Below are 23,025 nucleotides of genomic sequence, written 5' to 3' on the forward strand. Positions count from 1 at the left end.
TGACGGAACGCCACACTGGGCCATACTCTAACCATCCTTCAATCAAAACGCATCATCCACATCAGCTAGATGATACTTGTTCAGCAATGTCCACCGATTGATCCCAGACTTGTCGAACAGCTTAGATAGATCATGCGGCTTGGCTTCTTCAATAACGCCTGCCTGCTGGGACAGCCTCTCAGCTGAGAGACGACGACCAACGACATTCATTTTCGCAGGGAACGTCTTGTTCGCGATCTCCACTAGGTCATCCACCTTAGCTGTGGTGATGATCGAGAGAAACGCCTGATGGACAGCACCCTTCTTCAGTGCCTGTACCCGAATCAGGAATGGTTGATCAGGACACCGCCTACGAAGCATTTGCTTAAACGAAACCATTTCTTTCAATAACCCGAGGCTTCGTTCTGGATCATCGTAGAAGACTGAATGTTGGTATGACCACTGGTAACCACGAAGGACTGTCAGATACTTTATTTTTGTCTTCTCTTCACTTGTCTCACTCACACACTGACCGCCCTGCAGATGAACACTCTCACTCGGAGTCCCCCTCCTATACTTGCAAATTCAAGCGTTCTTCTACACCACTGACTAACAAATGCTGGAGCCTGCGTCATTACTGGCCTGCGTTGAAGGGTAGAACTTCGAATCGGGGACCGGTTTTGAGCATGATTATGCATTAGTAGTGCGGTAAACCTCAAACTGGGTCGCAATCAAACCTTTGCTAAGCAACAGCCCCGGAAATTGGACGCTTCCCGACAGCCAAGAGCCATAGCGAAGCCAAATAACTCATACTTTCATGTGGTTTAGCGTGAGATAATTGAGCGTTTTTCGAATGCCTTTATGAATGTACTACCATGACTAACGACCCACATATTATCTATAGCACAGGAGCGGCTGTAGAATCGTACAAGGCGAGTAGGCTGGTAAGTCAACCTAGGAGGAAGGGTTGCTAATAGCAAGCCTCTAGCAGCCTTACAGGGCCGCTCACAGAAAAGCTCAGGAAGGGATTTACGTACAATCATTACGTACAATGCAGAAACAAAAAAACCCCGAGGCTATGAGCACTCGGGGCTTTCCAAATGATGGCGGAGAGATAGGGATTCGAACCCTAGGTACCGGTGAAGGTACAACGGATTTCGAATCCGTCCCATTCGGCCACTCTGGCATCTCTCCAACGGCGCGAATCATACCAGCGTCTGCGCCAAACGCGAAGCCCCTGATGCAAAATAATTTGCGAATTCAGGCGCTTGCGCGTCTACAGCGGTGTTACAGCGGCACGCCCAGGCGGTTGGCCACTTCTTCGTAGGCTTCGATGACGTCGCCCAGACCCTGGCGGAAGCGGTCCTTGTCCATTTTCTTGCGGGTGTCCTTGTCCCACAGGCGGCAGCCGTCAGGGCTGAATTCGTCGCCCAGGACGATGGAGCCGTCGCTGAACACGCCGAATTCGAGCTTGAAGTCGACCAGCAGCAGGCCGGCGTCGTCGAAGAGCTTGGTCAGCACGTCGTTGACCTTGAGCGACAGCTCTTTCATCTTCGCCAGTTGCTCGGCGGTGCCCCAGCCGAAGGCCACGACGTGGGATTCGTTGATGAACGGGTCACCCTTGGCGTCGTCCTTGAGGAACAGCTCGAAGGTGTACGGGTTCAGCTTCATGCCCTCTTCGACGCCCAGACGCTTGACCAAGCTGCCGGCGGCGTAGTTGCGCACCACGCATTCGACCGGAATCATGTCGAGCTTCTTGACCAGCACTTCGTTGTCGGCCAGCAGCTTGTCGAATTGAGTCGGGATGCCCGCCGCTTCCAGCTTCTGCATGATGAAGGCGTTGAACTTGTTGTTCACCATGCCCTTGCGGTCGAGCTGTTCGATGCGCTTGCCATCGAACGCCGAGGTGTCGTTGCGGAACAGCAGGATCAAGCGGTCAGCGTCGTCGGTCTTGTACACCGACTTGGCTTTGCCGCGGTAGAGTTCTTCACGTTTTTCCATGATGGGCTCCGCTTGCTAAAAGTATGGGCTAGGCGCCCCTTTGGGACGCTAGGCGATGTGGCGCCAGTCGAGCCCTGAATCTTGATCGGCCACTTGCAGCCAGTCCGCGTCGCACCCCAGGGTGTCGACGAAGCATTGCCGAGCCAGCTGCGGCAGGTTGTTCTTGCTGCTCAGATGGGCCAGCACCAGGTGTTGCAGGTTCTTCCAGCCCAACTGTTCCACCAGGCCGGCAGCCTGGTGATTGTTCAGATGACCCCAGTCACCGCCGACGCGCTGCTTGAGGAAATAAGGGTAGTGCCCACGGGCGAGCATGTCGCGGCAATGGTTGCTTTCGATCATCAAGGCGTCCAGGCCCTGATAGTGGTCGCGAACCCTTGCGCAATGGGAGCCCAGGTCGGTCAGCAGACCGAAGCGGCGCTTGCCGTCGGTGAATACGTACTGGGTGGGTTCCAGAGCATCGTGGGCCACGGAGACCACTTCGATGTGCAACGCCCCGACGTCCAGCACGTCGCCACAGCGCACATGGCTGCGCACCGGCACCGGCTTGCGCAGACCGCGCTCGGTGCCCTGGCTCATGTAGACGGGCACGCCATGACGCCGCGCCAGCAGCTCCACGCCATGCACGTGGTCGGCATGTTCGTGGGTCACCAGCACGGCGCTCAATTGCGCGGCGCTCAGGCCCAGACGGGCCAGCCGACGTTCGGTTTCGCGCAGGGAGAAACCGCAGTCGACCAGCACGTGAGTGTCTTCGCTGCTGACCAGCGTGCCATTCCCTTGGCTACCGCTTCCGAGAACGGCAAAACGCATCGCTTAGCCCAGGTTGTCTTGAATCACACCCAACACGCGGCGGGCAACGTCTGCCGGGGCCACGGTGTTGATGTTCTTCTCGACGGTGACCTGAACGGTGTCGCCCACCTTGCTCAGGCGCACCTGGTAACGCTCGGCGCGGGCTTCGATTTCTTCCTTGCTCGGCGCATTGCCGAACACGCGGCTGAAGAAGCCGGGCTTGTCGTCGGCGCGCTGGGCGGACTCGGCGAGGTTGATGTAGTACAGGCCCAGGCTGCGGTTGATGTCTTCGATGCGCCACTGGCCCTGTTCAAGGGCACGGCCCACGCTGGACCAGGCACGGTCCAGGTCGGCGCCGACGTTGAGCACCGGGTTGCCGCTGCCGTCTTCGCTCATGGCTACACGGCTGGGCGCGTCGAAATCACGCGCGGCAACCAGAGACACCGAGCCGCCGCGTTCCGAGTCGCGGGTCATGCTGGCGAGCATCTGGTCGACCAGAATCGAATCCAGGCCAGTGTTCACCGAACGTGCGGGGAAATCGGGCTCGCTGGTGCTGCCACCCGGACGCTCGACGCTGACTACGTAGATTTCGCTGCTGTTGCGTTGCACGCCTGGCTCGATGCGCACGCGCACGCGGGTTTCGCTTTCACCGGAGGTGGTCGCGCCGCTCAGGCGCTGCGCCATGGAGGCGGAGAGCTCGTCGAAGCGCTGCCAGGTGGTGGTGAATTCACCGGTCTGCGGGCGGTCTTCGGCGATGCGGAAACCGTTGTCCTCGAAGAACTGGTGCGCGATCGGCCAGACTTCGGCAGGCGCGCGCTGGGCCAGGATCCAGCGGTTTTCACCGCTGCGCTGCAGCGAGAAGTCGCTGGCCTGGGCCGCCACCTGCAAGGGCAGTGGACGCGGTACTTCGAATTCGGACGCCTTGGCGTTGTCGTCGGCGACGTTGCGCGGGATCGGCAGCAGCGGATCCAGACGCTTGTCGGTTTGCACGCCGGGCGGCAGTTGCATCGGGGCGGTTTGGGTCGCCTCGAGGTAATCATTGCCACGATCGCGGAAATAACCGTTTTCGCCCCAGAGCCACCCGCAACCGCTGGTGCTCGAAATGACCAAGGCAAGGGCAGAAAGGCCAGCCAATCGCTTCATGCGTCTTACTTCCTCAATTAAACCAGGACGCCGGACTGGCGCAGGGCCTGCCGCAGCGGTTCATGACAGGTGGCGCTCAACCAGGTGAGCGGCAGGCGAATGCCTTCGGGCATCAAGCCCATTTCGTGCAACGCCCATTTGACCGGAATCGGGTTGGCTTCCAGGAACAGGTTCTTGTGCAGCGGCATCAGCTTGTCGTTGATGGCGCGAGCCAGTTCCGCCTCGCCGTTCAACGCCGCGTTGCACAGGTCGGCCATGGCGCGCGGGGCGACGTTGGCAGTGACCGAAATATTGCCCTTGCCGCCCAGCAGAATCAGCTCGACGGCTGTCGGATCGTCACCGGACAGCACGAGGAAATCGCTGTCGACACGGCTGATGATGTCCTTGGCGCGCTCGAGGTTGCCGGTGGCTTCCTTGATGCCGATGATGTTCTGCACCTTGGACAGCCGCACGACGGTGTCGGCCAGCATGTCGCAGGCGGTGCGACCGGGAACGTTGTAGAGGATCTGCGGGATGTCGACGGTTTCGGCGACGTGCTTGAAATGCTGGTACAGGCCTTCCTGGGTCGGCTTGTTGTAGTACGGGGTCACCAGCAGGCAGGCATCGGCGCCGGCGCGCTTGGCATTGCGGGTCAGCTCGACGGCCTCGCGGGTGGAATTGGCACCGGTGCCGGCAATGACCGGGATACGCCCGTTCACCTGCTTGACCACGTGCTCGATGACCTTGATGTGCTCTTCGTAATCAAGGGTCGCCGACTCGCCGGTGGTGCCGACGGCGACGATGGCATGGGTGCCCTCCTGCAGATGGAAGTCCACCAGCTTGCTCAGGCTGTCCCAGTCCAGACGCCCTTGGGCGTCCATGGGTGTGACCAGTGCCACCATACTGCCCGCAATCATGCAACCGCTCCTGCCGGAAAAAGAGAGCGGTAATGGTACTGGCGCCAACCACCTTGCACAAGCGAAGTACCACGCCGCGAGCATTCCCCTTCGCGCCGCTTTTCTATACCCTTTCAGACTTTGATCGGCAGGGGTTGCCTTTCTTGCCTGGTCATCGCCTGCCGTAACGGCGCTTCGAACCCCGTCCCTGAGCCTTGTCACCTGGTGTCACCCCGTATCTGCGGGCGTTGCCGGGCAGTCAGCGCAGGTTCGCACGAGGTACGGCGCAGGCCTTGAACCAGTCATCCGGCCCCTTCAAGCTGCCGACCGCTCATCGCTTTAGGAATGCTGCATGTCCACCCCCACAGTTCGCGAACAATTCCTCGTCATCAGCGCCCTGGGCCGCAACCCCATGGAACTGACCAATGTACTGTGCCGCGCGGCCCACGACGCCCGCTGCTCGGTGTCCACCTCGCGCCTGACCCGTCATGGCGAATACAGCGCCCTGGTTCTGCAGGTATCGGGTAACTGGGACGCCCTGGCGCGCCTGGAAACCGGCTTGAGCTCGCTGGCCAAGAAGCACGACTTCACCGTCAGCCTGGTGCGCAGCGCCACTCTGGACAGCCGCCCGCAGGCGCTGCCTTACGTGGCCTATGTCAGTTCGGCGTATCGTTCCGACATCATCAACGAGCTGTGCCAGTTCTTCATCGACCACAACGTCGAGCTCGAGAACCTGACCTGCGACACCTACCAAGCGCCGCAGACCGGTGGCACCATGCTCAATGCCACGTTCACCGTGACGCTGCCTGCCGGTGTGCAGATCAGCTGGTTGCGCGACCAGTTCCTGGACTTCGCCGATGCGCTGAACCTGGATGCGCTGATCGAACCCTGGCGTCCACAGAACCCCATGTAAGGATTGACCGATGGCTGTCGCTCTCAATGAACCTGTTGCCGATTTCCAAGCCCAGGCCACTGGCGGCCAGACCGTTAGCCTGAGCGAGCTCAAGGGCCGCCAGGTGGTGGTCTATTTCTACCCCAAGGACAGCACGCCGGGCTGCACCACTCAGGGCCAGGACTTCCGCGACCTGCTCGAGCAGTTCAAGGCCGCCGACACCGAGGTGTTCGGTGTGTCGCGCGACGGGCTCAAGTCCCACGAGAACTTCAAGGCCAAGCAGGGCTTCACCTTCGAGCTGATCAGCGACAAGGACGAGTCGCTGTGCCAGCTGTTCGATGTGATCAAGCTGAAGAAGCTGTATGGCAAGGAGTACCTGGGCGTGGACCGCAGCACCTTCCTGATCGATCGGGACGGCGTATTGCGCCAGGAATGGCGTGGCGTGAAGGTGCCGGGGCATGTGCAGAGTGTGCTGGAGGCGGCCCAGGCGTTGAGCAAGGGTTGATATCGGCGGTGGCCCCTTCGCGGCCGCTGACCGCTCCTACAGACAGGATCACCCGTAGGAGCGGTCAGTGGCCGCGAAGAACGCACTGCAGTCTTCAGAGCATCGGCGCGACGGTAGGCTCCTGCCTTGGCCAGGCATCCAGCACGGCCTTGAACAGGGTCGCCAGGGGAATGGCGAAGAAGATGCCCCAGAATCCCCACAACCCGCCGAACAACAGCACCGCGCAGATGATCGCCACCGGGTGCAGGTTCACCGCCTCGGAGAACAGCAACGGCACCAGCACGTTGCCATCCAGGGTCTGGATGATGCCGTACACCACCATCAGGTAGATGAACTGGTCACCCCAGCCCCACTGAAACAGCGCGATCAGCGTGACCGGGACCGTCACCACCACTGCCCCCACGTAGGGCACCACCACCGACAACCCCACCAGCAGTGCCAGCAGAGCGGCGTAGTTCAGCCCCAGTGCGACGAAGGCGATGTAGGTCACCACGCCGCAGATGAAGATCTCGATGACCTTGCCGCGGATGTAATTGGCGATCTGCCGGTTCATTTCCTGCGCCACGCGAGTCAGCAGCGCACGCTCGCGCGGCAGGTAACCGCTGACCCAGCGGCCGATCATCACCCGGTCCTTGAGGAAGAAGAACACTAGGATGGGCACCAGTACGAAATAGATCATGACGTTGACCAGCAGAGGCAGGCTGGACAGAGAAAAGGTCAGTGCCCACTGGCCGAATTTGCCGATCTCGCCGCGGGCCGCTTCGATGGCCTGCAACACCTGCTCGTCGCTGACCAGGTGCGGATAGCGCTCGGGTAGCAGCAACAGCAGCGACTGCCATTTGCCGAGCATGCCGGGCAGCTCGTTGAACAGGGTGATCACTTGGTGCCAGAGCAGCGGCACGAGCACCAGCATGAACAGCGCCAGCGCGCCCATGAACAGCGCGAACACCGCGCCGACGGCCACGCCAGAGGGCACCCGCAGGCGCTCCAGAATGTTGACCAGGCCTTGCATGAGGAACGCCAGCACCATCCCCGCCAGCACGGGTGCCAGCATCCCGCCCAAGGTCAGAACGGCGGTGAACGCCAGCACCAGCAGCACCGCCAGAATGACGGCCTCCTCATCGGAAAAGTAACGCTGGATCCAGTCGCGTAGCACTTTGAACATTGAAATTCCCTTGAATGACCCAGCTACCAGGGTGGTGGCTCAGGCCTTGCGCAACCAATACGAGTAGACCCCGTCCAGCGCCTTTTCGTGTAACAGCGCATGACCTGCCAAGGTGGCAAACAAACGGAAGTCGCGCTGCGAGCCGGCGTCGGTGGCGATCACCTTCAGTACCGTACCACTGGCCATGCGGTTGAGTTCCAGCTTGGCCTTGAGCAATGGCAACGGGCAATTAAGACCGCTGGTGTCCAGCTCGACGTCACATTCGGGCACATCGTTCATCGATATCTTCTCCAGCCAAAGGGTGCCGTGGCGCTGCGGTGAATCCCGGCAGACTGCGGCGCGACAGAATAACCCAAGGTTGCCGCCTCTGGTGGTCGCCGAATGGGGCGGCTACAGTAGGGCCTTTCATCTGCCGAGCTCAGTGCATGCCCTTTCTGCGCCCTACCCTGCTGACCCTCGCCTGCCTGCTGGCGCTACCCGGCCACGCCAGCGACCTGCCCTCGCTTGGCGACGCCAGCTCGGCGATCGTCTCGCCCCAGCAGGAGCATCAATTGGGTCGTGCCTGGCTGAGCCTGTTGCGCGGCCAGGTCAAGCAGCTCAATGACCCGTTGCTCAAGGACTTCGTCGAGACCAGCGTGTATCGCCTCTCCGAGACCAGCCAACTGAACGATCGGCGCCTGGAATTCATTCTGATCGACAGCAAGGAGCTCAACGCCTTTGCAGCGCCGGGGGGCATCGTCGGGGTCAACGGCGGGTTGTTCTTCAATGCCGAAACCGAGGGCGAGTACATCGGCGTGCTGGCCCACGAACTGGCGCACTTGTCGCAACGCCACTTCGCCCGGGGCGTCGAGGCTCAGCAGCGCATGCAATTGCCGATGATGGCGGCGTTGCTGGCCGGTATCGTGATTGCCGCCTCGGGTGCCGGGGATGCTGGCATCGCGGCGATTGCCGGCAGCCAGGCGGCGGCCATTCAGGAGCAACGGCGCTTCTCTCGGCAGAACGAGCAGGAGGCCGACCGCATCGGCATCATCAACATGGAAAAGGCCGGGTACGATCCCCGCAACATGCCGACCATGTTCGAACGGCTGATGCGCCAGTATCGTTTCGATGCCCGGCCGCCGGAATTTCTCCTGACCCACCCGGTCAGCGAATCGCGTATCGCCGACACCCGCAACCGCGCCGAGCAGGCCGCCCCAGGGGGCAAGGAAGACAGCCTGTGGTACCAGCTGATGCGTGCCCGAGTGCAGCTGTACTACGAGGAAACGCCGGGGCTCGCGGCCAAACGCTTTCGCGCGCAATTGGATGACAACCCCAACGCGCTGCCTGCGCGCTACGGTCTGGCATTGGCCCAGATCAAAGCAGGGCAGCTGAACGAGGCGCGTGAAAACCTCAAGCTGCTGTTGGCCAAGCAGCCGGACGACATCACCGTCAACCTGGCGCAGGTCGACCTGGACATTACCAACAACCGCATTCCCGACGCCCAACAGCGCATCGACCGGCTGCTGACGCAGTACCCGGGCAACTACCCGATCAACCAGAAGCGGGTCGATGTACTGCTCAAGCAGAACCGCATGGCCGATGCAGAGAGAGCGCTGGAAAACCTGCTCAAGACCCGTTCGGACGACCCGGACGTGTGGTACCTGGTGGCCGAAACCCGCGGGCAGAATGGCAATATCATCGGCCTGCATCAGGCGCGCGCCGAGTTTTTCGCACTGGTCGGCGAGTTCGACCAGGCTATCCAGCAACTGGACCTGGCCAAGCGCCGAGCTGCGGACAACTTCCAGCTCGCTTCGCGCATCGACGCTCGGCAGCGGGAGCTGATCGAGCAGGACCGGCTGGTCAAGGACATGCTGCGCTGAATACCCCTGCGGGCCTGCCCGGGCCCGCTTGTTCACGCAAAACCTTCTCACACGATTCGATACATTGGTTTTCACATTTTTTTCACGCGACCGCTCTAGCGTCTAGACTTGCTTCAGGTGCGATGAATTTTCCGTGACCGGTGTGAATATCTATGGGCGTCCTGTGGCAAACCGAACCTGACAAGACTGCAGCCAACGCTACCCGTCCTGATCCGTCGCCATTGCCAGATAGCCCACGTCAACGTCACCTGTGGCGGCGTCTGTTCTGGCTGTTGGTCGTGATCACGATCGCCGCGCTGGCGTACGCGATGTATGCCGAGATGCGCACCTCGCGTCTGCAGGCGCGCGAGTTCAGTCGCTGGGCGAACTCGCTGACCTATGAGGTGCGGCCGGGACCGAGCCAGGCCATCGTCTACCCAGGCGCCGGCCCGTTCGACAAGCGTCTGGGCTACAGCGCACTGGGTGACTTCCTGCCGCGCCTGCTCAAGCGCAACTACGTGATTGAACGGCAGACCCAGTTCTCGCCGGCCTTGATGAGCTACGCCGGGCATGACCTGTTCGTGCCCTACCAGGAAAAATCCCAGGCCGGGCTGGTGATCACCGATTGCCGGGGCGATCCGTTGTACCTGTATCGCTACCCGCAGCAGCTCTACACCGAATTCGCCCAGATACCACCGGTGATGGTCGACAGCCTGCTGTTCGTCGAAAACCGCGGCCTGCTCGACAGCCCCGAACCGCTGCTCAACCCGGCTGTGGATTGGCCGCGTTTCGCCAAGGCGGCCTGGTCGCAAGTGGCGCGGATGTTCGCGCTGCCTGGACAATCGGCCGGTGGCAGTACCCTCGCCACGCAATTAGAAAAGTACCGCCATTCGCCCGACGGCCTGACCGGCTCGGGGCCGGAGAAGATCCGCCAGATGATTTCGGCCAGTGTGAGGGCCTATCAAGGCGGTCCGCAGACGCTGGAGGCGCGTCAGCGCATCGTGCGTGACTACCTCAACAGCGTGCCGCTGTCGGCGGTGCCCGGCCACGGCGAGGTGCATGGCATGGCCGAAGGCTTGCGAGTCTGGTACGGCGCCGATTTCGAGCAGGTCAACCGCGCGCTTGCCAGCACCACCACCGACCCTGCCAGCGAGGCCGCGCGCGGCCTGGCCCTGCGTCAGGTGCTGTCGCTGATGATCGCCCAGCGTCGGCCGTCGTACTTTCTCAACAAGGGCCATGACGACCTCGTCGAGCTGACCGACAGTCACATTCGCCTGCTCGCCGCCAATGGCATCGTCGATCCGACCCTGGCAGCCGCCGCGCTGGCCAGCCAGGTCATCTACCGCGACTGGGTGCAGGAGCCGACCTGGCAACCCAACGAGTCGAACAAGGGCATCAGCGTAGTGCGCAATCGCCTGTCGTCCATGCTCGACCGGCCGCTGTACGACCTCGACCGTCTGGATCTTTCAGCCACCACGACCCTCAATGCCGACCTGCAGAAACAGGCCAGCGACTACCTGCGCCAACTCGCCGACCCGGCCTTCGCCCAGCAGATCGGCCTGATCGGCGAGCGCCTGCTGACCCCGGCGAGCACCCGTGAAGTCAGCTACAGCTTCACCCTCTTCGAGCGCACGGCTGACGGCTCGCGCGTGCGGGTACAGACCGACAACACCGACCAGCCATTCGACATCAACGAAGGCAGCAAGCTGGAGCTGGGCTCGACCGCCAAAATGCGTGTGCTGACCACCTACCTGGAAATCATCCACGAACTGCATGAACGCTATGCCGGGCAGACGCCTGCGCAACTGCGCCAGGTGAAGATCGAGGACGCCGATCGGCTGTCGCGCTGGGTGCTCGATACCTTGATCCAGAACCCGGGCATGGACGCACGGACGCTGCTCGCCGCAGCCCTGGAGCGCAAGTATTCGGCAAGCCCGGCCGAAAGCTTCTTCACCGGCGGCGGGATTCATACCTTCGGCAACTTTCGCCGCGAGGACAACGGCCGTATTCCCACGCTCAAGGAAGCGCTGCAGGAGTCCATCAACCTGCCCTTCATTCGCCTGATGCGCGACCTGGTGCGCTACAGCACCTACTCGGCGCCGGGCAACAGCGGCCAGTTGCTCAAGGACGATGACGATCCGCGTCGGCAGGAATACCTGGCACGCTTCGCCGACCGCGAAGGCACCGAATTCCTCAAGCGGTTCTGGAAGAAGTACCAGCGCAAGAGCACCGAGCAACGCCTGGAAACCTTTCTCGACGGCATGCGCCCGACCCCGCAGCGCCTGGCCGCGGTGCACCGCTACCTCTACCCCAACGCGACGCAGGCATCCTTCGATCGCTTCGTGCGCGAGCACAGCAAGAGCGACAGCGTCACCGACAAGCGCCTGAACGAGATGTACGTCAGCTATGGCCCTGGCCGCTACAACCTGCCGGATCAAGGCTATATCGCCAAAGTCCATCCACTGGACCTGTGGCTGTTGGGCTACCTGCTCAATCACCCGGAGGCGACTTTCGGCGAAGCGAGTGCGACCAGCCGGTTCGAGCGTCAGGAAGTCTACGGCTGGCTGTTCAACAGCCGCCACAAGCGCGCCCGCGATAACCGCATCCGCACCATGCTGGAGATCGAAGCCTTTACCGATATTCACCAGCGCTGGCAGCGCGTGGGCTATCCGTTCGATCATCTGGTACCCTCGCTGGCAACCGCCATCGGCAGTTCGGGTGACCGTCCTGCAGCGTTGGCCGAGCTGATCGGCATCATTCAGAACGACGGCATCAAGCTGCCCACCGTGCGCATCGACACCCTGCATTTCGCCGCCGACACCCCCTATGACACACGGGTGATCAGTGACCCGGACCGTGGCAAGCGGGTCCTGCCTGCCGAGGTCGCGGCAGCCATGCGCGAAGCCTTGTCGCAGGTGGTGGATGCCGGCACCGCGCGGCGCGTGTCGGGCAGTTTCAAGAGCGATGACGGCACTGCGCTGGTGGTGGGCGGCAAGACCGGCACAGGGGACAACCGCATCGCAAGCTTCGGCGCCGGAGGCCGGGTGATCAGCTCCAAGGCGATCAACCGTACCGCGACCTTCGTATTCTTCATCGGCGAAAACCATTTCGGCACCCTGACCGCCTTCGTGCCGGGCAAGGCCGCCGAGGGCTTCCGCTTCACCTCGGCGCTGCCGGTGCAGGTGCTCAAGGGCATGGCGCCGATCCTGACGCCCTACCTGCAGCCGGGGGCTCATACACAGTGCAATGCGCCCTTGCAGGCGGCGCGTTGAACGGGGCTGCGAATTCATCGACTCTCGTGTGGCCGCGTAATAAGCTATATCGATAGCCCCCTATCGGCCCAGGAGCCCCTCGCAATGAAGGCAGAAAATCCGTTCGGTATTCAGCGCGTCATGCACGAGATCAAACGTCGCCGCCTGCAGGTGCTGCGCGTGGCGCAACTGACCCCGCGCATGCGCCGCATCACCCTCGGCGGTCCGGAGCTGGCCGGTTTCGTCAGCGAAGGCTGCGATGACCACATCAAGCTGATGTTCGCCACCACCCCGGAGCAGCAGGCGGCGCTCGACACCATGGTGCTCGGTGCGCCCACGCCCGAAGGCGCCAAGCCCGAGATGCGCGACTACACCCCGCGGCGCATCGACCTTGCGGCTGGCGAGCTGGACATCGACTTCGTCCTGCATGGCGACGGTCCCGCGGCCACCTGGGCGGCCCAGGCCGAGCCAGGGCAATTCCTGCACATCGGCGGCCCCCGCAGTTCGATGCACGTACCGGATGTGTTCGATGCCTACCTGTTGATAGGCGACGAAACCGCCATCCCGGCCATGGCCCGACGCCTGGAAGAGCTGCCGGGCAACCGCCGCGCGCTCTTGGTCATCGAAGTGGAGAACCCTCAGGAGCGGCAATCATTCGACAGCGCGGCGACCTTCGACGTGATCTGGGTCGACCGGCACCAGGGCGACCTGCTGCAGACCGTCAAGGACGTACGCCTGCCCGACGGTGTGGTCTATGGCTGGATCGCGACGGAGGCCGGGCTGTCACGCAAGTTGCGGCGCGTGCTGCTGGACGACCACAAGTTGAGCGAGGAGCAGATCAAGGCCGCCGGCTACTGGCGTCATGAGGGTGACGACAGCGAGTGAGGCTGTCGCCAGGGGTACTTGCGCGGGCGCCTAGCGCGCGCCAGCGCGTCCCCAGCAGCGGTCTATCACCAGCACCAGCGCGGAGCACCCAATGAAGGCCAGCAGCACTCCCAGTGCGTTCAGCCATACCTGGCCCATGCCCAGTTTCGAGACGTCCAGAAACGGATAGGGATACACGCCGATGCTGTGTCCACGCAGCAACAGGTAGGCGAAGTAGACCACAGGGTAGATCGCCCAGGCCGCCACGTGCCGCAGGTGCAGCGTGCCTTTTGGCACGCAACACGCCCAATACACCACGAACGCCACGGGCAGCACATCGTGTAGCAACTCGTTGGCCAGCCATTGCCAGCCCTCGGGCTGCCACAGGTTGCGCAGCAACAGGCTATAGGCGACACCCACCACCACGATGCTGACCAGTACCCCGCTGCTCACCGCTGGTCGCAGGCAGAGCCGACGCCACAGCGAGTCGCCTCTCGACACATGGGCAGTCAATACACCGGCCACGGCGGTATTGGTGAGGATGGTGAAGAAGCTGAAGAAATGCACCAGCCCCCCGAGCAGACTCGCTTCGATCTGCCAGCGCGACCACAGCACCAGGTACAACTGCAACGCCAAGGCGAACCAGGTGGCGGCCGCCGCGAGCGCGACCAGAGGGCGTTCGGCGCGGATCAACGCTTGCCGTGCTGCAATTGCACGTAGAGCCGCTCGACCTTTTCCCGCGCCCAAGGCGTCTTGCGCAGAAAGGTCAGGCTCGACTTGATGCTCGGATCGCTCTTGAAGCAGCGGATGTCGATACGTTGCGCCAACCCTTCCCATTGGTAATGCGCCACCAGCGCATTGAGGATCTGCTCCAGCGTCACGCCGTGCAGGGGGTTGTGTGTGGGTTCATGCATGCCAGGCTCCAGGAACGGCGGGGCAGAAGGTGCGCACCTTAACCAACGGGCACAGTTGCGCAAAGCTTTTATTGGGCGACAGGCTGGTCGGCATCGAGCGTTTTCTCCACGCGTCGTATCATCCGATACCGTGCAACGCCTGCGGCAGAGCGTCGCACTGTTGCAGTTTCGGCAACTAACCCTCTTCCAAACCCGGCTTTAAAACCGCGTGCTCGATCTATATCCTCCCGCCGCAACAAACTGAAACGTTTAACTTTCGAAAAATAACGAAGCACTTCTCGAACAGCTTCGGACCTACCAGAAGAACTCTTTTCCAATGCCTTCAACTGCCCTTTCACGCCCTCGGGCGTTTTTGCCGTTCACCGCTTTAATGGCCATGAGTACCCTGAGCGCCGCCCCGGACGCCTTGGCCACGCCCGCGTTCGATGCCCAGTCACCTTTCATGTTCGGCGATTGGAACGGCACCCGCGGCGACCTGTCCGCCAAAGGTTACGACTTCAAGCTCGACTACACCGGCGAAGTCGGCAGCAACCTGCACGGCGGCTATGACCATGACCACGCCACACGCTACAGCGACCAGTTCGCACTGGGCGTGCACATGGACCTGGCGAAGATCCTCGGTTGGCACGACGCCGAGTTTCAGCTCACGTTGACCGATCGCAACGGCGACAACATCAGCAATGACCGGATCAACGATCCGCGTGTCGGCGGTTTCACTTCGGCTCAGGAAGTCTGGGGGCGTGGCAACATCACGCGCATTACCCAACTGTGGTACCAGCAGAAGTTCTTCGACCAGCGCCTGGACATCAAGGCCGGTCGCTTCGGTGAAGGCGAAGAGTTCAACAGCTTCCCGTGCGACTTCCAGAACCTGGCGTTCTGTGGCTCGCAAGTGGGTAACTGGGTCGGCAGTGTCTGGTACAACTGGCCGGTGAGCCAGTGGGCGTTGCGCGTCAAATACAACATCACGCCCGAGCTGTACGCCCAGGTCGGCATCTTCGAGCAAAACCCTTCGAACCTGGAAAATGACAACGGCTTCAAACTCAGCGGCAGCGGTACCGAAGGCGCCATGCTGCCGGTCGAGCTGATCTGGAAGCCGACCCTCGCCGGGCTGCCGGGCGAGTACCGCGCTGGCTACTACTACAGCACGGCGGACGCGGACGACGTCTACAAGGACCGCAGCGGTCAGCCTGCCGCGATCACCGGCCAGGACTACCGCAGCGCATCCAGCCGCCACGGTTTCTGGCTGGGCGCCCAGCAGCAGTTGACCAGCGTCGCCAGCGACAACTCGCGCGGCCTGAGCGTGTTCGCCAATGCCACCCTGCACGATAAGAAAACCAACGCCATCGACAACTACGTGCAAGGCGGCATCGTCTACAAAGGCCTGTTCGATGCGCGCGCTCGCGATGACATCGGTTTTGCCGTGGCCCGCGTTCATGTCAATCCGGCCTATCGCAAGAACGCCGAGTGGCATAACCGTACCCTTGCAGTCAGCGACTACAACAATGCCGCCTACCTGCCGATCCAGGACACCGAGTACAGCGCCGAGCTCTATTACGGGGTTCACATGACCAACTGGCTGGTACTGCGACCGAACCTGCAATACATCCGTCATCCGGGCGGTGTCAGTCACATCGACGATGCACTGATCAGCGGACTGAAGATTCAGGCGTCATTCTGAAACTAAACGTGACTCGCAATATCTGTAAACAATCAAAACTTGACATTTGAATATTAAAAAACCACACGAACACAATGGAGATTCTTCACTATGAGCACTGACGGTGCACCGCGTCGGTCGCGTCTACTGCCCAATATCTTGGGTATCGTAATGCTGCTGATGGGCCTGGCCTTGCTGGCCGGCGGTATCAAACTCGCCACTCTGGGTGGCTCGCTGTACTACCTGATCGCCGGTATCGGCGTGGGCTTCACTGGCGTGTTGCTGCTTCAAGGCCGTCGCTCGGCGATCGGTCTGTATGCAGCGGTACTGTTCGCCAGCACTATCTGGTCGCTGTATGAAGTGGGTCTGGACTGGTGGCAACTGGTGCCACGCCTGGCCTTGTGGTTTGCCCTGGGCGTGGTCCTGCTGCTGCCCTGGTTCCGCAAGCCACTGCTGCGCCAGCCTGCACCCAAGGCTACGGCTGCGTTGAGCATCGCCGTGGTCCTGGCCGGTCTCTGCGCACTGGCCAGCCAGTTCACCAACCCTGGTGAAATCAAGGGCGAGCTGGACCGTGAAACCGCCAACATGCCGAACACCGCGCCGGCCATGCCGGACGGCGACTGGAACTCCTATGGCCGCAGTGCCCACGGTGACCGTTACTCGCCCCTGGCACAGATCACCCCGGACAACGTCAGCAAGCTGACCCCGGCCTGGACCTACCGCACCGGCGACATCCCCGGCCCGAACGATCCGGGCGAGACCACTGCGGAAAACACTCCGCTCAAGGTCAACGGCATGCTGTACGTGTGCACGCCGCACAGCCAGGTCATCGCCCTGGACCCGGACACCGGCAAGGAAATCTGGCGTTTCGACCCGAAGATCAGCACGCAGAACGCGCCGAACTTCAAGGGCTGGGCGCACATGACCTGCCGTGGCGTGTCGTATCACGATGACGCAGCCTACGCTGCCGCCAGCCCGGTCACCGACGCCAGCGCACCTGCCGCTGCGCCGACTGCCTGCCCGAAACGCATTTTCGTGCCGACCGCCGACACCCGTCTGATCGCCCTGAACGCCGATACCGGCAAGATGTGCGAAGACTTCGGTGACAAAGGCCAGATCGATCTGCGCGCCAACATCGGCGAATTCGCTGCTGGTGGCTACTACTCCACCTCGCCACCGGCCGTGACCAAGAACCTGGTCGTGATCGGCGGTCACGTGACCGACAACGTGTCGGTGGACGAGCCTTCGGGCGTGATCCGCGCCTACGACGTGCACGATGGTCACCTGGTATGGAACTGGGACAGCGGCAACCCCGACGACACCACGCCGATTGCCCCTGGCCAGACCTACACCCGCAACTCGCCGAACATGTGGTCCATGTTCAGCGTCGACGAAAAGAACGGCATGCTGTACCTGCCCATGGGCAACCAGATGCCTGACCAGTGGGGCGGCAACCGTACCCCAGAGTCGGAAAAATACAGCGCCGGCCTGACCGCGCTGGACATCGACACCGGCCATGTCAAGTGGACCTACCAGTTCACCCACCACGACCTGTGGGACATGGACGTCGGCGGCCAGCCAACCCTGATGGACCTCAAGACTGCCGAGGGCGTGAAGCCTGCCGTGCTGGCCTCGACCAAGCAGGGCAGCATCTACGTGCTGAACCGCCTGACCGGCGAGCCGATCGTGCCGATCCACGAAGTACCGGTGCCACAGGGCGCGGTGGAAGGCGACCGCACCTCGCCGACCCAACCCAAGTCCGACCTCAACTTCATGCCGCCAGTGATGCAAGAGCGCGACATGTGGGGCGTGACGCCGTTCGACCAGATGCTGTGCCGGATCGACTTCAAGTCGCTGCGCTATGAAGGTCCGTTCACACCGCCTTCGCTGCAGGGCACTCTGGTGTACCCAGGCAACTTCGGTGTGTTCGACTGGGGTGGCCTGTCGGTCGACCCGGTACGCCAGGTGGCCTTCGTCAACCCAAGCTACATGGCTTTCCGCTCCAAGCTGGTGCCTGCCGCAGAAGTGGCCGGCGGCCCGGGTCGCAAGAGCGAAACCGAAGGCGTGCAGCCGAACAAGGGCGCACCTTATGGCGTGATCCTGGAAGCGCTGCTGTCGCCGATGGGCCTGCCGTGCCAGGCTCCGGCCTGGGGCTACGTCGCTGCGGTCGATCTGACCACGCACCAGACCATCTGGAAACACAAGAACGGTACCGTGCGCGACAGCTCGCCTGTGCCGATCCCGTTGACCATGGGCGTGCCAAGCCTGGGTGGTACGTTCACCACCGCCAGCGGCCTGTCGTTCCTGAGCGGTACGCTTGACCAGTACCTGCGTGCCTACGACATCCGTAACGGCAAGCAATTGTGGGAAGGCCGCCTGCCAGCGGGCGCGCAGACCACCCCGATGACCTACACCGGCAAGGACGGTCGTCAGTATGTGGTGGTGGTTGCCGGCGGGCATGGCTCGCTGGGCACCAAGCAGGGTGACTACGTGATGGCGTTCGCATTGCCTGAAAGCAAGTGATGCTGATGTGACGAGAAACGGCTCCTTCGGGAGCCGTTTTTTTGGGGTGGAGTGTCAGTGAAGCTCTATTCGCGGGCAGAGCCCGCTCTCACATAGCTGGGTATGAAGCAAAACCTGTGGGAGCGGGCTCTGCCCGCGAATAGGGCCCCGAATAGGGCTTCACTGACACCCCCTACTTCTCAATCACCTCCCCCCGCTGCGCCGCCAGCCTGGCCAGCAGCCGATTCTGCGCCGGCACCGGAACTCCCTGCGCTTCCATGGCCTTGATCAGATCCTCCACCAGCGCATTGAACTCACTGCGGCTGATGTTCTGCCCCTTGTGCGCCTCGGCCATGTCATCGCCGGTGTAGGTGCACGGCCCACCCGCCTCGACGCAGAACCTGTCGATCAATTGCCGACGCAACAATTCGATGTTCACGTTGCGAAAATGCGCGACGATCCGCTCGTCCCGGGCCACGTTCAGCAACATTCCTTCCACGATCCGGCTGATCCCCGGCTTGCCGCCGAGTGCCTGGTACAGGCTGTCGTCACGCGCTGGCTGCTGTTGGCCCGCGCAGGCACTCAGCAACAGGGCCATGCCCAGCACATAAAGGCGCATCTCAGAAACTCCCCTGCACGGACAGGTAGGTACCGTTCTGGTTATCCAGCGTGGCGATTTCACCCAGCCGCGCATAGGCCAGCACAATCGCGAGATGCTTGTTGGGGAAATACCCCAGGAACACATCCGCCCAATCGCTTTCACCGGCGAACGACAGGTTGTCCGGCTTCTCCCGGTACTCCACACCCAGTGCCCAGCGCGGGTTGAACAGCACGGCCACCGACCCTTCTTTCAACAGGCTGCGGCTGTCACGCCGGTCGCCACCAAAACCCAGCAGGCCCAGTTCATTGGCGCGGCTGTAGCGCACCCCGCCGTTGATCAGCAGGTTGTAGCCGAACGCCGCGCCCATGAACAGGCGACTGGCCGTCAGGTAGCCCTCGACATCTTCGTCACGCTGCGCGCCGACCAGACTGGGGATGAGAAAATCCTTCTGCCGCTTGTACGCCAGACCCAGCGCCACTTGCGGCAGCTGGTCGTAGATCAGATCGCCGAACAAGCGCACCTTCACGCCAAACACATCCTGACTGAGGCTGTCTTCGGGCAGCCCCAGCTTGTGCACCAGCGAGCCCAGGTCGAAGCGTTGCCGGGCATAGGAAAATTCGATGCGATTCCCATAGCTGGCGGCCATGCCGGCTACGTCCAGCCGGTAGTCAGGCAGGTCCACGCGCGTGGCGAACGCCGTTGCGCCCCACTCGCCTTCTTCGCCGTAACCGGACAGCACCGCCCAAGGCGTGATGCCGCCGCCCGCAGCCCCGTCGATACTGCTGGCACCGCCGGTGGCCAGCAGGCGGCCTTCACTGGCATGAACAGAAGGCTGCCAACACAGGGCCAGCGAGCACAACAACAGGGCTTTTCGCATCATGACCTCAGTGAACAACGGCAGTCGAGGTGGGCAAAGGAGGCTGCATCCAGGCTTCGAAGGCAGCCGCGGTCAAAGGTCGGCTGATCAGATAGCCTTGGGCGGTATCGCAGTTCCAGCGCTCCAGCAGACGCAGGCTGTGTTCGTATTCCACGCCCTCGGCCACGACTTTGAGGCCCAGGTTATGGCTCATCTCGATGGTGGATCGCACGATCACCGCATCCTCGCTGGTCTCATCCAGGTTACGCACGAACGACTGGTCGATCTTCAGCTCCTGCACCGGCAAGCGCTTGAGGTGGGCCAATGACGAATAGCCGGTGCCGAAGTCGTCGACCGACAGGCTGATACCGCTGTCGCGCAGACTGTTGAGCACCTTCAAGGCTTTTTCCGGCTCACGCATGATTGCGCTTTCAGTGATCTCGAAGATCAACTGCTCGGCTGATATGCCGTACAGATCGAGCAGGCGCAGGACACGCTCGTGCAGATCGGCTCCGAGCAGATCGTCCGCGGAAATGTTCAGCGACAGTTGCACGACCAGGCCGCGAGCATTCCACTCGCTCAACTGCCGAATGCCTTCCTCGATGACCCAGCGGGTCAGGGTCTGGATACTGCCGGTGCGCTCGGCCAGTTCGATGAACTCACCGGGCGAGACGTTGCCCAGTTGCGGATGTTGCCAGCGCAGCAAGGCCTCGGCCTGACGGACCTGCTTGTCGCGCAGGTCCAGCTTGGGCTGGTAGTGCAGGGACAACTCGTTATTCGCCGCCGCGCGGCGCAGGTCGCGGATCAGGCGCACCTGGCGCTGGTGCGCCAGGTCCCGGCCGTGCTGATACACCTGCAGGCGTCCTGGCATGTCAGCGGCGTCGCGCATGGCAATGGCCGAGCGCGCAAGCAATTCTTCGGCACTCAAGCCGTCGGCGGGAAAGGCGGCGATGCCGATGCGGCAGTCGATCGCCACGTCGTGCCCGCCGAAACGATGAGGCTGCAGCAACACCTGTTGCAGTTTGTCGGCCACCGCCACGGCGCTGTCGCTGTCGACGTTTTCCAGCAGCAGGAGAAATTCGTCAGTGATCAGGTGTGCCACCGTGTCGCCGGGCCGTACCAGTTCCAGCAGGGTCTGCGCGACTTGCTGGAGCAGCTTGTCGACGAAGGTCGGGCCGCCGCTTTCGCTGAGCTCACGCAGGTTGTCGATACCGATGGACAGCAGCGCGATCGGGCGGTCGGCGGCAATCGCGCTGCCCAGCCGCTCCATGGCCAATGCGCGATTGGGCAGTCCGGTCAGGGCGTCGTGCAGGGCGTTGTGCGCCAGTCGCTGCTCGCGCTCGGCAATCCCGGCCTGCATACGGCCGATGGCCTGGGCCAGCACGCCCAGCTCGTCGGTACGGTCCAGCGGCACGTCGGTCTGGTAGTCACCATGGCCAATGCGCCCCGCCGCCCGAGCCAGGCTTTGCAGCGGCAGCGAGACACTGCGTGCCAGCAACAGCGCGCCCACCAGGGAGGCCAGCAATGCCGCCAGGGCAATGCCGAAGATATTGCGGTCCAGCGCCATGAACGGGCGCATGGCTTCGTCCAGCGGACTCTGCAGCAGCGCCATCACCCGCCCGCCCTCGGCACCGCCGCTGCTGGCCAGCAGCAACGGCTGGCTCAGGTAGGTGCGCTCCTCGTGTTCGGACAGGGAAATACGTTGCGCCGCCGATTCATTGATCTGCATCCACTGGGCGATGCTGGCGGCCAGCTCTGCCGGCTGGGTGCTGACCAGCTCGCCGGCCCTGCCCGCCTCGCTGCTGAGAAAAGACACCTGCAGGTTGGTCAGGGAATTCAGCTCCCGGGCAAGGGCCACGTCCATGCTGAAGCCCATCACCACGCGTGCGATCGGCAACGGCGCCAGCACCGGCGCCTCCACCAGCAGGTGCGGCAACCCCTGCAACGGCACGAACAGTACCGATTGATTGCTGCGGCGCAGTTCGCGCAGCGCCGTGTCGTAGCGAAACACGCTGCCGGTGGGGACCTGATCGACCGTACTGGCCAGGACCCGGCCGTCCATGTCCAGCACGAACATGTCGGTGGCACCGATACGTGCGCCCTGGTTCTGCAGGGCCGAACGGATGGTAGCCGAATCGCCGCTGGACACCGCATCGCGGAAACCGAAGTCCGCCGCCAGCAACTGTACGCCGTCGCGCAAACGACGCCCGCGCATGTCCAGCAAGCGCTCGAACACCCGCGTCCCCACCTGCAGCTGATCGCGGGCCTGGGCACGCACGGCGTCATTGGTGGCCACTTTGACGGCCACGGTCAACGCCCCGACCACTACCAGCAGCAGCAGGATCAGGACGCAGGCGATGCGCGCCTGGAAACTAGTGCGCAGCTTCACCGGCAGCCTTTTTGAATGCCTCACTGAATGGGCTGGTCGCCGGTTCCTGCACCGCGTCGTCCGCCGTCGCTTCGACCGTCAGGGTGTAGCGCTGCGTCATGTCCGTCGTCGTCATGTCCAGTTTTCCTGTCTGCTGCACGTGCGCATCTGCACTGCGCGGATGCCACAGACTCACTTGGTAGTGGCCCGCAGGCAATTGATCGAAACGCACGCGCCCTTGTTCATCACTGACGGCGAACCAGGGATCATCGGTCACGTAGACATAGCCCAGCATCCAGTCGTGAATGTTGCAGCCCAGCACCACGACGCCCGGCTTGTCGAACAACTCCGGCTGGCTCGGCGTGCCTTCGTACAGACGCAATTCGAAGCGCTTGGCCGGTGAAAAGGAATACACCTGATGGCGGATGTTGTCGTTGTTGGGGAACGACACCGACGTGCCCGTGGCCACCGCCAACACGTGCGGCAGATACTTCTGCGCACGCTGGTCCATGATCGCCGTGGCCTTTCTGGAGCCTGCGGCAGCCGGGCCGCCTGACAGGCTGAGCACCGCGTCGGCCAGGGGTGCGCCATCGGCCTGAACGATCCGAGCCTCGAACGAGGCAGCGCCGACCCAGGTACTGAAGACCAAACCGCTGAGCAAGGCGCCTAACCTGAGCATGAAATCTACCTGACGAATGGAAATGTTGCCTGCCGTCGCGTTCGGCCTGCGCCGGTTACAAGCCCGGTTACAACCCTTATCGGCCGCCCGCCGCAAAGCTTCAGTGCCGCCATTGAAACCAGTCGTGCCCTGCCCCATCTAAGCAGCAT

At 62.4% G+C, this 23,025-nt stretch carries 20 protein-coding genes and 1 tRNA gene; 7 read left to right on the plus strand and 14 right to left on the minus strand.

The window, feature by feature from the left end:
* Window positions 1–42 precede the first annotated feature (42 nt).
* The 6 genes from ASF66_RS11240 to dapA all read right to left on the minus strand — a co-directional run bounded on the left by ASF66_RS11240 (window position 43) and on the right by dapA (window position 4,805).
* Window positions 43–504 carry a hypothetical protein gene (locus ASF66_RS11240; RefSeq protein WP_156463177.1) on the minus strand — a complete coding sequence of 154 codons (462 nt, stop codon included), beginning with the start codon at window positions 502–504 and terminating at the stop codon, window positions 43–45.
* Between the two features lie 579 nt (window positions 505–1,083).
* Window positions 1,084–1,173: transfer RNA gene (locus ASF66_RS11245), tRNA-Ser, on the minus strand.
* 93 nt (window positions 1,174–1,266) lie between these two features.
* Window positions 1,267–1,980 carry a phosphoribosylaminoimidazolesuccinocarboxamide synthase gene (purC, locus tag ASF66_RS11250; RefSeq protein ID WP_056843894.1) on the minus strand — a complete coding sequence of 238 codons (714 nt, stop codon included), beginning with the start codon at window positions 1,978–1,980 and terminating at the stop codon, window positions 1,267–1,269.
* A gap of 48 nt (window positions 1,981–2,028) precedes the next feature.
* Window positions 2,029–2,787 carry an MBL fold metallo-hydrolase gene (locus ASF66_RS11255; RefSeq protein WP_056843895.1) on the minus strand — a complete coding sequence of 253 codons (759 nt, stop codon included), beginning with the start codon at window positions 2,785–2,787 and terminating at the stop codon, window positions 2,029–2,031.
* 3 nt (window positions 2,788–2,790) lie between these two features.
* Entirely contained in the window at window positions 2,791–3,909 is a 1,119-nt protein-coding gene (bamC, locus tag ASF66_RS11260) for an outer membrane protein assembly factor BamC (protein WP_056843896.1), read from the minus strand.
* Between the two features lie 17 nt (window positions 3,910–3,926).
* Window positions 3,927–4,805 (minus strand): 4-hydroxy-tetrahydrodipicolinate synthase, encoded by an 879-nt coding sequence (dapA, locus tag ASF66_RS11265; protein WP_056843897.1) that lies wholly within the window; start codon window positions 4,803–4,805, stop codon window positions 3,927–3,929.
* 331 nt (window positions 4,806–5,136) lie between these two features.
* Here dapA and ASF66_RS11270 point away from each other — a divergent pair, with 331 nt between their 5' ends.
* On the plus strand, window positions 5,137–5,697 hold the full coding sequence (locus ASF66_RS11270) for a glycine cleavage system protein R (protein WP_043184988.1): 561 nt from the start codon (window positions 5,137–5,139) through the stop codon (window positions 5,695–5,697).
* Window positions 5,698–5,707: 10 nt separating this feature from the next.
* Window positions 5,708–6,181: a peroxiredoxin gene (locus ASF66_RS11275; protein ID WP_056843898.1), complete on the plus strand. Its 474-nt coding sequence runs from the start codon at window positions 5,708–5,710 to the stop codon at window positions 6,179–6,181.
* 94 nt (window positions 6,182–6,275) lie between these two features.
* Here the strand turns inward: ASF66_RS11275 and ASF66_RS11280 are convergent, their stop codons facing one another.
* Together ASF66_RS11280 and ASF66_RS11285 are read right to left on the minus strand one after the other, a co-directional pair.
* A complete protein-coding gene (locus ASF66_RS11280; RefSeq protein WP_056843899.1) occupies window positions 6,276–7,346 on the minus strand; it encodes an AI-2E family transporter in 1,071 nt (356 codons plus the stop codon).
* A 39-nt stretch (window positions 7,347–7,385) separates the two neighbouring features.
* Window positions 7,386–7,625, minus strand: a complete 240-nt coding sequence (locus tag ASF66_RS11285) for a sulfurtransferase TusA family protein (protein ID WP_056843900.1) — start codon at window positions 7,623–7,625, stop codon at window positions 7,386–7,388.
* A gap of 146 nt (window positions 7,626–7,771) precedes the next feature.
* On the opposite strand from ASF66_RS11285, the gene ASF66_RS11290 reads away from it, so the two are divergent.
* The 3 genes from ASF66_RS11290 (at window position 7,772) to ASF66_RS11300 (ending at window position 13,320) form a co-directional block, all read left to right on the plus strand.
* The gene (locus ASF66_RS11290) at window positions 7,772–9,205 is read left to right on the plus strand and encodes a M48 family metalloprotease (RefSeq protein WP_056843901.1); all 1,434 of its coding nucleotides are present in this window, start codon (window positions 7,772–7,774) and stop codon (window positions 9,203–9,205) included.
* Between the two features lie 152 nt (window positions 9,206–9,357).
* Complete coding sequence (locus ASF66_RS11295; protein WP_056843902.1) at window positions 9,358–12,456, plus strand: transglycosylase domain-containing protein; 3,099 nt, start codon at window positions 9,358–9,360, stop codon at window positions 12,454–12,456.
* Window positions 12,457–12,540: 84 nt separating this feature from the next.
* The gene (locus ASF66_RS11300; RefSeq protein ID WP_056843903.1) at window positions 12,541–13,320 is read left to right on the plus strand and encodes a siderophore-interacting protein; all 780 of its coding nucleotides are present in this window, start codon (window positions 12,541–12,543) and stop codon (window positions 13,318–13,320) included.
* 30 nt (window positions 13,321–13,350) lie between these two features.
* On the opposite strand, the gene ASF66_RS11305 is transcribed toward ASF66_RS11300, so the two are convergent.
* Both ASF66_RS11305 and ASF66_RS11310 read right to left on the minus strand, forming a co-directional pair.
* Window positions 13,351–13,992, minus strand: coding sequence for a Pr6Pr family membrane protein (locus ASF66_RS11305; protein WP_236707093.1), 642 nt, complete (start codon window positions 13,990–13,992; stop codon window positions 13,351–13,353).
* The gene (locus ASF66_RS11310; protein ID WP_056843904.1) at window positions 13,989–14,213 is read right to left on the minus strand and encodes a VF530 family DNA-binding protein; all 225 of its coding nucleotides are present in this window, start codon (window positions 14,211–14,213) and stop codon (window positions 13,989–13,991) included. The genes ASF66_RS11305 and ASF66_RS11310 overlap by 4 nt, the downstream gene beginning before the upstream one ends.
* Window positions 14,214–14,583: 370 nt before the next feature.
* Between ASF66_RS11310 and ASF66_RS11315 the strand changes: the two genes are divergently transcribed.
* Entirely contained in the window at window positions 14,584–15,891 is a 1,308-nt protein-coding gene (locus ASF66_RS11315) for a carbohydrate porin (protein ID WP_056843905.1), read from the plus strand.
* A 90-nt stretch (window positions 15,892–15,981) separates the two neighbouring features.
* Entirely contained in the window at window positions 15,982–18,393 is a 2,412-nt protein-coding gene (locus ASF66_RS11320; protein ID WP_056843906.1) for a glucose/quinate/shikimate family membrane-bound PQQ-dependent dehydrogenase, read from the plus strand.
* Window positions 18,394–18,565: 172 nt separating this feature from the next.
* Here the strand turns inward: ASF66_RS11320 and ASF66_RS11325 are convergent, their stop codons facing one another.
* From ASF66_RS11325 to ASF66_RS11340, 4 genes are read right to left on the minus strand one after another with little or no spacing between them, the layout of a single operon-like run.
* Window positions 18,566–18,991, minus strand: a complete 426-nt coding sequence (locus ASF66_RS11325; RefSeq protein ID WP_056843907.1) for a group I truncated hemoglobin — start codon at window positions 18,989–18,991, stop codon at window positions 18,566–18,568.
* Window position 18,992: 1 nt separating this feature from the next.
* Window positions 18,993–19,853: a DUF3034 family protein gene (locus ASF66_RS11330; protein ID WP_056843953.1), complete on the minus strand. Its 861-nt coding sequence runs from the start codon at window positions 19,851–19,853 to the stop codon at window positions 18,993–18,995.
* A 4-nt stretch (window positions 19,854–19,857) separates the two neighbouring features.
* Window positions 19,858–22,218, minus strand: coding sequence for a putative bifunctional diguanylate cyclase/phosphodiesterase (locus ASF66_RS11335; protein ID WP_056843908.1), 2,361 nt, complete (start codon window positions 22,216–22,218; stop codon window positions 19,858–19,860).
* Window positions 22,202–22,876 (minus strand): methylamine utilization protein, encoded by a 675-nt coding sequence (locus tag ASF66_RS11340; protein ID WP_056843909.1) that lies wholly within the window; start codon window positions 22,874–22,876, stop codon window positions 22,202–22,204. The genes ASF66_RS11335 and ASF66_RS11340 overlap by 17 nt, the downstream gene beginning before the upstream one ends.
* Window positions 22,877–23,025 lie beyond the last annotated feature (149 nt).

It is taken from the genome of Pseudomonas sp. Leaf129, assembly GCF_001423465.1.
Taxonomy (GTDB): domain Bacteria; phylum Pseudomonadota; class Gammaproteobacteria; order Pseudomonadales; family Pseudomonadaceae; genus Aquipseudomonas; species Aquipseudomonas coleopterorum.

Bases quoted from the DNA above. Each gene is read 5' to 3' on its own strand.
- purC (WP_056843894.1), bottom strand. From the start codon at position 1,980: ATGGAAAAACGTGAAGAACTCTACCGCGGCAAAGCCAAGTCGGTGTAC.
- ASF66_RS11255 (WP_056843895.1), bottom strand. From the start codon at position 2,787: ATGCGTTTTGCCGTTCTCGGAAGCGGTAGCCAAGGGAATGGCACGCTG.
- ASF66_RS11325 (WP_056843907.1), bottom strand. From the start codon at position 18,991: ATGCGCCTTTATGTGCTGGGCATGGCCCTGTTGCTGAGTGCCTGCGCG.
- ASF66_RS11285 (WP_056843900.1), bottom strand. From the start codon at position 7,625: ATGAACGATGTGCCCGAATGTGACGTCGAGCTGGACACCAGCGGTCTT.
- ASF66_RS11310 (WP_056843904.1), bottom strand. From the start codon at position 14,213: ATGCATGAACCCACACACAACCCCCTGCACGGCGTGACGCTGGAGCAG.
- ASF66_RS11330 (WP_056843953.1), bottom strand. From the start codon at position 19,853: ATGATGCGAAAAGCCCTGTTGTTGTGCTCGCTGGCCCTGTGTTGGCAG.
- ASF66_RS11295 (WP_056843902.1), top strand. From the start codon at position 9,358: ATGGGCGTCCTGTGGCAAACCGAACCTGACAAGACTGCAGCCAACGCT.
- ASF66_RS11315 (WP_056843905.1), top strand. From the start codon at position 14,584: ATGGCCATGAGTACCCTGAGCGCCGCCCCGGACGCCTTGGCCACGCCC.
- ASF66_RS11340 (WP_056843909.1), bottom strand. From the start codon at position 22,876: ATGCTCAGGTTAGGCGCCTTGCTCAGCGGTTTGGTCTTCAGTACCTGG.
- ASF66_RS11300 (WP_056843903.1), top strand. From the start codon at position 12,541: ATGAAGGCAGAAAATCCGTTCGGTATTCAGCGCGTCATGCACGAGATC.
- ASF66_RS11280 (WP_056843899.1), bottom strand. From the start codon at position 7,346: ATGTTCAAAGTGCTACGCGACTGGATCCAGCGTTACTTTTCCGATGAG.
- ASF66_RS11275 (WP_056843898.1), top strand. From the start codon at position 5,708: ATGGCTGTCGCTCTCAATGAACCTGTTGCCGATTTCCAAGCCCAGGCC.
- bamC (WP_056843896.1), bottom strand. From the start codon at position 3,909: ATGAAGCGATTGGCTGGCCTTTCTGCCCTTGCCTTGGTCATTTCGAGC.
- ASF66_RS11320 (WP_056843906.1), top strand. From the start codon at position 15,982: ATGAGCACTGACGGTGCACCGCGTCGGTCGCGTCTACTGCCCAATATC.
- ASF66_RS11290 (WP_056843901.1), top strand. From the start codon at position 7,772: ATGCCCTTTCTGCGCCCTACCCTGCTGACCCTCGCCTGCCTGCTGGCG.
- dapA (WP_056843897.1), bottom strand. From the start codon at position 4,805: ATGATTGCGGGCAGTATGGTGGCACTGGTCACACCCATGGACGCCCAA.
- ASF66_RS11270 (WP_043184988.1), top strand. From the start codon at position 5,137: ATGTCCACCCCCACAGTTCGCGAACAATTCCTCGTCATCAGCGCCCTG.